Below are 9,145 nucleotides of genomic sequence, written 5' to 3'. Positions count from 1 at the left end.
CTGAAAAATTGATAGCAAATTATGTTAAGGAACAAGGTGTTGAAAAGGATTATAAAAGTTTGAAAAAGAATAATCAATTGAAATTATTTTAATGCCTCGTGGGCTTGCCCCGAGGATTATTTACTTTGTAATTTTGCCTAAATTTTAAGACTTAAAAATAATGAAAAATAAGCGTGTCATAGTTGGCCTTTCAGGAGGTGTAGATTCAAGTGTAGCCGCATACGTTCTTAAAGAGCAAGGTTATGAGGTCATTGGTCTATTCATGAAAAACTGGCACGATGATTCTGTAACTATTTCAGATGAATGTCCATGGTTGGAAGATAGTAATGACGCCATGCTGGTCGCAGATAAATTAGGTATTCCTTTTCAGACTGTTGATTTAAGTGTACAGTACAAAGAACGTATTGTTGATTATATGTTCAAGGAATACGAAAATGGACGTACACCAAACCCAGATGTACTTTGTAATCGTGAGATTAAGTTTGATGTTTTTATGGATATAGCTTTAGAACTTGGAGCCGATTATGTTGCTACAGGGCATTATTGTCGCAAGGCAACGATTCAAAAAGAGGGCAAAGATGTTCATCAACTATTAGCGGGTGTAGACACTAACAAAGACCAGTCTTATTTTTTATGTCAGTTGTCTCAACAACAATTAGTAAAGGCTTTGTTTCCTATTGGTGAGTTAACTAAGCCAGAAGTGAGAGGTATTGCTAATTCTCAAGATTTAATTACTGCAGAAAAGAAAGATTCTCAGGGTTTGTGTTTTATAGGTAAGGTAAGACTACCAGAATTTTTACAGCAACAGCTAAAACCAAAAGAAGGTGTTATTGTAGAAATATCTGACACCCTAGACGCCTATCATAAACCCATACCATGTTTTGACTCAAAAACTAGTGAATTAGCTTTTCATTCAACAAAACCAGAATACAGTCTTTCTCAAGGTCGAGTCGTTGGAAAACATCAAGGCGCCCATTACTTCACCAAAGGTCAGCGTAAAGGTTTAGCCGTTGGAGGTACAAAAGAACCACTTTTTGTCATAGAAACTGATGTTAATGAAAATGTGATTTATACAGGTCAAGGAAAAAATCATCCAGGATTGTTGCGATCAGTATTATTTGTCAATAATGAAGAACTCCATTGGGTTAGAGAGGATTTAGCACTTGCTGATGGCGAAACTATGGAAGTCAATGCGCGTATTCGTTATAGACAGCCTTTAGAAAAAGGTACTCTTTATAAAGTAGATTCTGGACTTTATGTAGAATTTGAGAATAAACAATCTGCAATTACAGAAGGACAATTTGTGGCTTGGTACATAGACGAAGAGTTAATTGGCTCTGGAGTTATTTCTTAGTATTTTTATAGTCCGAAGGTCACGCTTAGCTTAGACGAAGCACGAAACTATTTACTTACCTATGCCAAACAAAATCACATCACTTTTTAATATAAAATATCCAATTATCCAAGCTGGAATGATTTGGAACAGCGGTTGGCGCTTAGCTTCTGCTGCAAGTAACTCCGGAATATTAGGTCTTATTGGTGCAGGTTCTATGTATCCAAATGTGTTACGAGAGCATATTCAAAAATGTAAAGCAGCTACAGATAAACCCTTTGGTGTCAATGTCCCAATGCTCTATCCAAATATCGAAGAGATAATGGATATCATAGTAGAAGAAGGTGTGAAAATTGTTTTTACCTCTGCTGGAAATCCAAAAACGTGGACGAGTTGGTTACAAGAACGTGGCATTACAGTAGTACATGTAGTTAGTAGTGTAAAATTTGCATTGAAGGCAGAAGCTTCAGGAGTAGATGCCATTGTTGCCGAAGGTTTTGAGGCAGGTGGACATAATGGACGAGATGAAACCACAACCTTAACTTTGATACCAATGGTTAAGGAACAATTAAATATTCCGTTAATTGCTGCGGGAGGAATCGCTACAGGAAAAGCCATGTTAGCGGCTATGGTTTTAGGCGCTGATGGTGTACAGGTTGGTAGTCGTTTTGTGGCGAGTGAAGAATCATCAGCACATCAAGCCTTTAAGCAAGTGGTTGTCGACGCCAAAGAAGGCGATACACAACTTACTTTAAAAGAACTAGCACCAGTACGTTTAGTGAAGAATAAATTTTATAATGAAGTACAAGAATTGTATAAGACAGGACCAAGTATAGATCAATTGAAAGAATTGTTGGGACGTGCACGTGCAAAAAGAGGTATGTTTGAAGGTGATTTGGAAGATGGTGAATTAGAAATCGGACAAATTTCTGGACTTATTCACGATATTAAGCCAGTTGCCGAAATTGTTATAGATATGATTAATGAGTTTGAGGAAGCTAAGAAAAACTTAAACTCTATTTTGTAAATGAGGTGCTTGCTCATTCTTTTTATATTAGTTCAAACGAGATTGATTGCGCAAAAACAAGTGTACAATGATTATGTTGTACTTAGCTCGGGTGATACGCTTTATGGTAAAGTAAAGTATGTAGATGAAGATAGGATAACACCTAAATTTTATAAAAAAATAAGAATCACTTTAACTACTAGATTGATTATCCTTTTTTAATCATAAATTGAAAATATAATGATTTCTCTGTCATTTCGAGCGTGGTCACAGAGCGTGGTCACAGAGCGTAGTCGAAGTGTAGTCGAAGAGTAGTCGATAAATCTAAAGTATTGTTTTACAAGGCATTTCGACTTTAGTTTATGCTGAGCACAGTCGGAGTACTCAATGTGCAGAATGAGTTTGAAATTTTAATTATTACTCATTACGGACATTCAAAATTCGTTTTTAAATTTTTTAAAAAAGCTAATAGCAAAACCATTACTTTTGCGCCATGGTTTTGAGTCACTATACCAAAGAATTTTCATATAACTTAAAATTGGCTTACCCAGTCATTTTGGGTATGCTAGGTCACACATTTGTAAGCTTTGTAGACAATGTAATGGTAGGTCAATTAGGCGCGGCCGAGTTAGCCGCAGTATCATTGGGTAATAGCTTTATTTTTATTGCAATGTCTATTGGTATAGGCTTTTCAACAGCGATAACACCTTTAGTTGCTGAAGCTGATGCCGAAGGTGATTTTGGTAAAGGTAAATCTGCCTTTAAACACGGACTTTTTTTATGTACAATACTGTCTTTAGTCTTGTTTGGAATGTTATTGTTAGCTAAGCCTTTGATGTATATTATGGAGCAACCAGAAGATGTTGTTGTTTTAGCGATTCCATATCTAGATTTAGTCGCTTTTTCTTTAGTACCGTTAATAATTTTTCAGGGATTTAAACAGTTTAGTGATGGTTTGTCATTAACTAAATATCCAATGTATGCTACCATTTTAGCAAACGTACTTAATATTGCTATTAACTATGTACTTATATTTGGAAAATTTGGCTTCCCAGAAATGGGAATTGTAGGAGCTGCAGTCGGTACTTTAGTATCACGTTTTGTAATGTTATTTTATTTATGGTTTTTACTTTCTAAAAGAGAAAAATCTAAAGCCTATGTTATAGGAATTCAATTTTTTAAGTTGACGAGTCAAGCTCTAAAGAAAATCATCAACCTTGGCTTGCCAAGTGCCATGCAAATGTTTTTTGAAGTAGGGATTTTTACAGCTGCAATATGGTTAAGCGGGACTTTAGGTGCAAATGCCCAAGCAGCTAATCAAATTGCATTGAATTTATCTTCTATGACATTTATGGTAGCTACAGGGTTAAGTGTAGCAGCAATGGTTCGTGTAGGAAACCAAAAGGGTTTAAAGGATTTTGCTGAGCTCAAACGCATCGCACAATCTATATTTTTATTAGGTTTTGTATTTGCCTTTATTTTCGCAATCTTTTTTGTTGTTTTTCACAAAATGTTACCGAACCTTTACGTGGATTTAGATAATCCCGTAGATGCTATAGATACGGCAGAAGTCGTCTCAATTGCTGCAACTTTACTACTGGCAGCTGCTGTTTTTCAGATTACTGATAGTTTACAGGTTATTGTTTTGGGAGCGTTGCGTGGATTGCAAGATGTTTATATTCCTACTGTAATTACTTTTATTGCTTACTGGGCTATTGGATTTCCTGTAAGTTATTATTTTGGAATGGAAGAAAACCTTGCTAGCTTAGGGATATGGATTGGTTTGTTGGCAGGTTTATCTGCTGCTGCGATTTTATTGTATATTAGGTTTCATTATTTAACAAAACAGTTAATTTTGTAAAACGAAAACTAATTACATGAAACTTCCGAAGTTTATTTTAGGGGATAACACAGATTATTCAGAGGCTATTTTTATTATTCATACAGAATTTCCGAGATTCATCATTAATCTTGAAAATGATGAGGTGGAATGGTTTGAGGAGTTTGACCAACATGACGAAAAAGAACTAGCCACCGAAACAGAAAACTATATTCGTTTAGCGACGGAATTTTACGATAGAGAAGTCTCTAGATACGAGGACTAATGCTAGAACAATTACTTGAATACGATACACAACTTTTTGTTTACCTCAATGGTTTAGGAAGCGAAACTTGGGATGGATTCTGGTTGATAATTACCAATAAATTAAGTTCCATTCCATTGTATGTTTTTCTTCTCGTTGTTGTTTACAAAAAATATGGATGGCAAAAATTACTGGTAATAGTTTTGATTATAGTTGGTATGATTACGTTCACAGATCAAATGACCAATGTGGTAAAACGCTCTGTTTTGCGTTTTAGACCTTGTGCTTGTGAGGAAATTATGGATTCAATACGGTTTATAGCAGAGCGCTGCAGTGCTAATAGAAGTTTATTTTCTGGTCATGCCTCTAACTCAATGGCAGCAGCCGTTTTTGGAGGACTATTACTTCGTCCCTTTTTTAAAAATGTAATATTTATACTTTTATTTTGGGCAGCAACTGTTGCCTACAGTAGAATTTATGTAGGAGTACATTTTCCGTTAGACATTATATGCGGAATGGCTTTTGGAGCCCTTTCAGGATTTGGGTTTTATAAATTATTTGATTGGTTATCTAAGAGGTTAACTATTTTGAAATCTTAAAGAGATAATTGACCAACCTGTTTTTATAACCCCTCTTATCTTTTTCAGCCGTATTTAAATCATACTTACCTATAAATTGACTATTAAGTGATTTTAAATAGCTGTTTTCTAAAGTACTTTTACTGGTCAATAAATAAAATGTCGTATCAGAAGGTATTATAAAATCTTCAGAAGTACCTAAACTTGGTATTTTTTTGCCATAATTGTAAATTACTTCTGGAGCCAAAGTATTTATTGAATAAAGGGCAGTATTACTTGGATTAAAACTTTCCAAACCTTTGTAATCTGACTGTTTTTGAAGTTTTACCAAGGGTATAATAAAAATTCCTACACAAAGCATAAAAGTCAATGTGAGATAAAATGAATTTTTAATATGTTTAGTTTTTAGATGCTTCAATATTAAATAACCGATGGTAATCATCAAAACTGAAGCAATTAGAAAACGTACTAAAACTATTCCAGATAAATAGGGCTTTAAAATAAATCCTGAAAAAGGATATAAAATAGCTATTACCGCTATTAAACCAAATTGTAAGTATACAGGAAAAATTTCTTTTTTTGAAGTTAAATTTTTGAATTCTTTTATTAAGTAATTCACATAAAACCCCATGTTTATAGCTAGCGGAATAAGTACAGGCATTAAGTAACGCGATTTTTTTTCTGGAATTAACGATAGCAATATTACCCCAGTTATGGTCCATAAAAAAGTAAATTTATAAGCTTTTTTATGAATAATTTTTGATTTTAGATAAGGATAAAGCAAACTTACAAAAGCAAAAATCACCCATATACCACTTTGTATAAAAAAGCTCCAGTAGTAATAAAATGGGCGTACATTATAGCTACTCCAATTACTAGTTTCTTTACTAGTAATTTTATTAAAAGCCTCAGGGTCAGCTTGTCTTACATACAAATACCAAATAGCACCAATACCAATACCTGCTATCAAGAGAAGAAAGGCTTTTAAATAAAGGAACTTATATTTAGACATGTACTTAAATGAAAAGCCATAAGCAATACAAAAAGAAAGCAATAAGACATAAAGAGAAACAGGTCCTTTTGATAATACCGATGCTCCAATAAAGGCTATAATAACTAACCCTTTGACTAGTTGAATACATTTATTTTCTAACAATATCAATAACTGATAAAGTGCAACGAGTATAAATCCATGGGCATAAATATCCCATGGACCCTCAATGGTAATTCCAATAACGTAAAAAGAGGTCATGACTAGAAAGCCACTGATAAGGCTTTGAATTTTATCATGAGTTAATTGTAGTGATAAAAAATATGTGGTTATTCCTGTAACAGCAATCATTAATAGTGCTGGAAGTCTTAGGGCAAGTACGTTTTTAATTCCAAACATATAGCCAAAAACAGCTGTAATCCATGTTGGTAATGGAGGTTTTTGGTATCGTGGCTCTCCATTTATTGTTGTTAATATCCAATTATTATCAGTTAGCATTTCTCGAGCTGAAATAAAATTTCGTCCTTCCATTATACTCACAGGAATAGCATCAATTGTAAAGCCAAACATTAATATAATAAATAGTAATAGACTCAAAACTGGATGTTTTTCAATGGTTTTAATCATTTGTTTTTCTTATTAAATAAGCATTTCTAGTATAAATTATAAGCCCAAATAAATGTCCCGCAAATAATACAGGGTCTTTTCTTATAATAGCATAACTTAAAATTAAAACAGCACCAATTAAACTCAAAAGCCAAAACCCCATCGGTAAAGAAGATTCCTTCTGTTTTTCAGAATATAACCATTGATATACAAACCGCAATGTAAAAATGAGTTGCGCTACTATCCCTAACACCAATAACCATAGTGGTATTGCTTCGTTATTAAATAATAATTCTAAGTCAATTTCATTATTGTTGTAATAAAAAATTACAATTAATACTGGCGTAAAGTTGAGAAGGTATTGTATCATTCTCGGAAATTTTTGCCATTGCCCTTGTAATTGTAAGTTACGGATGTAAATAAAATATGTTAAACTTTGACCAAACATAATAGCAAAATCCAAACGTAGATATCCGTAAATAAATAAAAGAAAAGATGCTATTAAACTCAGTGTCCAAAACAAAGTTGGCGTAATAACCTTTCCCTTTTTTTCAGAAGTAATCCATTGTACAATAAGTCGCGATGAAAATAATAGCTGAGCAATAAATCCAATACTATAAATAAGCCAATCTTTCAAATTTTAATGTTTTTGACTAGTTTTTTCAATCTGGTAATTAATGTATTTTTTTTTCATCCATAAATAAGCAAAACAGTCCATTAATGGACCAAGTAAGCGATTCCATAATCCATATTTTGCAGTACCTGCAATACGAGGAAAATGTTGTACAGGTACTTGTTTAATTAATCCATTTTGCAAAAGTATCATTGCGGGTAAAAAGCGATGTAATCCTCTAAACATTGGTATACGCTTGGCATAATCCGTATGAATTATTTTTAGAGGACATCCCGTATCATCCATACTATCTTTTGTAAAAGCACGACGAATTCCATTAGCCATTGTTGATGACATGTTTTTTACAAAAGAATCTTTTCTGTTTACTCGAACTCCAGTGACTAAATGGTATTGATTTGTATATTCTAAAAGTAAATTAAAATCTTCCGGAGACGTTTGTAAATCAGAATCTATATAACCTACCAATGGGCTACTTACTGTGTCAAAGCCAGCTTTTATGGCAGCACTTAACCCTCTATTTTCTTTAAAAGATATAAACTCAAATCCATTCTGACGGGCACATATAGTTTCAATCATGCTTTGACTTTTATCTACAGAGCCATCATTGACTAATAAAACTGATGTTGGTACCGAAGCAATGTTTATAAAATCGGATAATTCCTGTTCAACCCGAAGCAGGTTGTCTTCTTCATTATAAACAGGAATAATGATAGTTAGAGTAGCACTCATGCAATTATTAGAATTAGTAGATGTTAAGTTTCACAAGGTTGTTCCCTTTTACCCTGTTTACTCTTAGACTTCAAATGTAGGATTTTTTGTTAAAAATTTTCTGGTTCTTCTTTAAAAATAGTCGGATTTTATTCATACCATTTTACCACAGCATCAAAAGGAGTTTTGACTTTAAGCTCTCTTCTAAGGCTTCCAAGCCTTCTGTGTAGGTTGTAATTGACAAGAAAGTACATAAGGTCTTGTTTCATTTGCTTTAAAGAATTGTAGTTGTTTTTTTTGATTGTTTTTTGCTTAATATTGTCATTCGCCTTTTCTACCATTACATTAGTTTTAGGTGTAAATGGTTTTGTGCACCTATGGTCAATATTAATTTTTGTGCAAACTTTATCAAATTTACTAGGTTTTTTATAGGGTTCACCTTTTTTAGATTTTAGTAATCGGTTGGTAAACTCCAGTCCGTTGTCAGTAAAGGCGTGGGTAATATAAACAGTAAAAAACTCGATACATTTTTCTAAGAAATCTTTGGTACTAGTACCAGACTTTGCATCATATACTTGATAATAGAGTGTTCTTGTGGCTCTATCTATAGCAACAAAAAGATAATACTTAAGACCTCTATTTTTGGTAAATAGGTTACATCAATATGGAGGTAACTGGGATCATACGCTTTAAACTTTTTCGTTTTTCTTTTTCCTTTTCAGGAACCCTATAGATACCTTCTCTGAGAAAGGTTCTGTAAACAGCACTTCTAATTTTTTCCGGTTCGTTAGGGTTTATCGCTACGGGAATTTCATCTAAAGACCACCAAGTTATCGCTCTAAGGTTTATGGCAATTAAATGCTCTAAATCACTCAAAGCATATTTAATCCTATCGGGCTTGGAACTTTTATCTTCAAATAGATCTCGTTTTTTCCATTTTTCTATGGTTTTTACTGAAACTCCATATTGAGCCGAAAGAGCTGTATTGGATTTTTTACTCTTGTTAATTTCGCTACCTAGCCGTGTATTTATAGTCGCATTAGAATGATACCATTGTTTCATGTTGTTTTTGTTTAGAATTAATGCGAATCAAGGGTTGGTAAATAGATAAAAAAACAAGCTTAATTCATTGAAAAACAACGTCTTAAACTTGTTTAAGTTATTGATTTTCAGTATCTTAATAGTCGATTTCAACAAGATTATTT

The 9,145-nt window shown here is 33.3% G+C and carries 9 protein-coding genes and 1 pseudogene; 5 read left to right on the top strand and 5 right to left on the bottom strand.

What is annotated here, in order from left to right:
• The first annotated feature begins 160 nt into the window (after positions 1-160).
• The 5 genes from mnmA to HKP48_RS07290 all read left to right on the top strand — a co-directional run bounded on the left by mnmA (position 161) and on the right by HKP48_RS07290 (position 5,022).
• Entirely contained in the window at positions 161-1,354 is a 1,194-nt protein-coding gene (gene mnmA, locus HKP48_RS07310) for a tRNA 2-thiouridine(34) synthase MnmA (protein WP_296344356.1), read from the top strand.
• Positions 1,355-1,415: 61 nt separating this feature from the next.
• Positions 1,416-2,360: a nitronate monooxygenase gene (locus tag HKP48_RS07305; protein WP_296344354.1), complete on the top strand. Its 945-nt coding sequence runs from the start codon at positions 1,416-1,418 to the stop codon at positions 2,358-2,360.
• Positions 2,361-2,832: 472 nt separating this feature from the next.
• Complete coding sequence (locus HKP48_RS07300) at positions 2,833-4,200, top strand: MATE family efflux transporter (RefSeq protein WP_296344352.1); 1,368 nt, start codon at positions 2,833-2,835, stop codon at positions 4,198-4,200.
• Between the two features lie 16 nt (positions 4,201-4,216).
• Entirely contained in the window at positions 4,217-4,444 is a 228-nt protein-coding gene (locus HKP48_RS07295) for a hypothetical protein (protein ID WP_296344349.1), read from the top strand.
• Complete coding sequence (locus HKP48_RS07290) at positions 4,444-5,022, top strand: phosphatase PAP2 family protein (protein ID WP_296344347.1); 579 nt, start codon at positions 4,444-4,446, stop codon at positions 5,020-5,022. The genes HKP48_RS07295 and HKP48_RS07290 overlap by 1 nt, the downstream gene beginning before the upstream one ends.
• Here the strand turns inward: HKP48_RS07290 and HKP48_RS07285 are convergent.
• From HKP48_RS07285 to HKP48_RS07265, 5 genes and pseudogenes are all read right to left on the bottom strand, one after another.
• A complete protein-coding gene (locus tag HKP48_RS07285) occupies positions 5,006-6,619 on the bottom strand; it encodes a glycosyltransferase (RefSeq protein WP_296344345.1) in 1,614 nt (537 codons plus the stop codon). The two genes, HKP48_RS07290 and HKP48_RS07285, sit on opposite strands and share 17 nt — an antisense overlap.
• Complete coding sequence (locus HKP48_RS07280) at positions 6,612-7,235, bottom strand: lipid-A-disaccharide synthase N-terminal domain-containing protein (protein ID WP_296344343.1); 624 nt, start codon at positions 7,233-7,235, stop codon at positions 6,612-6,614. Before HKP48_RS07280 ends, HKP48_RS07285 begins: the two co-directional genes overlap by 8 nt.
• A 3-nt stretch (positions 7,236-7,238) precedes the next feature.
• Positions 7,239-7,961, bottom strand: a complete 723-nt coding sequence (locus HKP48_RS07275; RefSeq protein WP_296344340.1) for a glycosyltransferase — start codon at positions 7,959-7,961, stop codon at positions 7,239-7,241.
• A gap of 128 nt (positions 7,962-8,089) precedes the next feature.
• Positions 8,090-8,569 (bottom strand): annotated as a pseudogene (locus HKP48_RS07270) (DDE-type integrase/transposase/recombinase); the annotation flags it as partial.
• A 25-nt stretch (positions 8,570-8,594) separates the two neighbouring features.
• Positions 8,595-9,002: a hypothetical protein gene (locus HKP48_RS07265; RefSeq protein WP_296344338.1), complete on the bottom strand. Its 408-nt coding sequence runs from the start codon at positions 9,000-9,002 to the stop codon at positions 8,595-8,597.
• Positions 9,003-9,145 lie beyond the last annotated feature (143 nt).

The organism is Winogradskyella sp., from assembly GCF_013042245.1.
GTDB lineage: Bacteria > Bacteroidota > Bacteroidia > Flavobacteriales > Flavobacteriaceae > Winogradskyella.
This window is presented reverse-complemented; position numbering and strand designations above follow the sequence as displayed.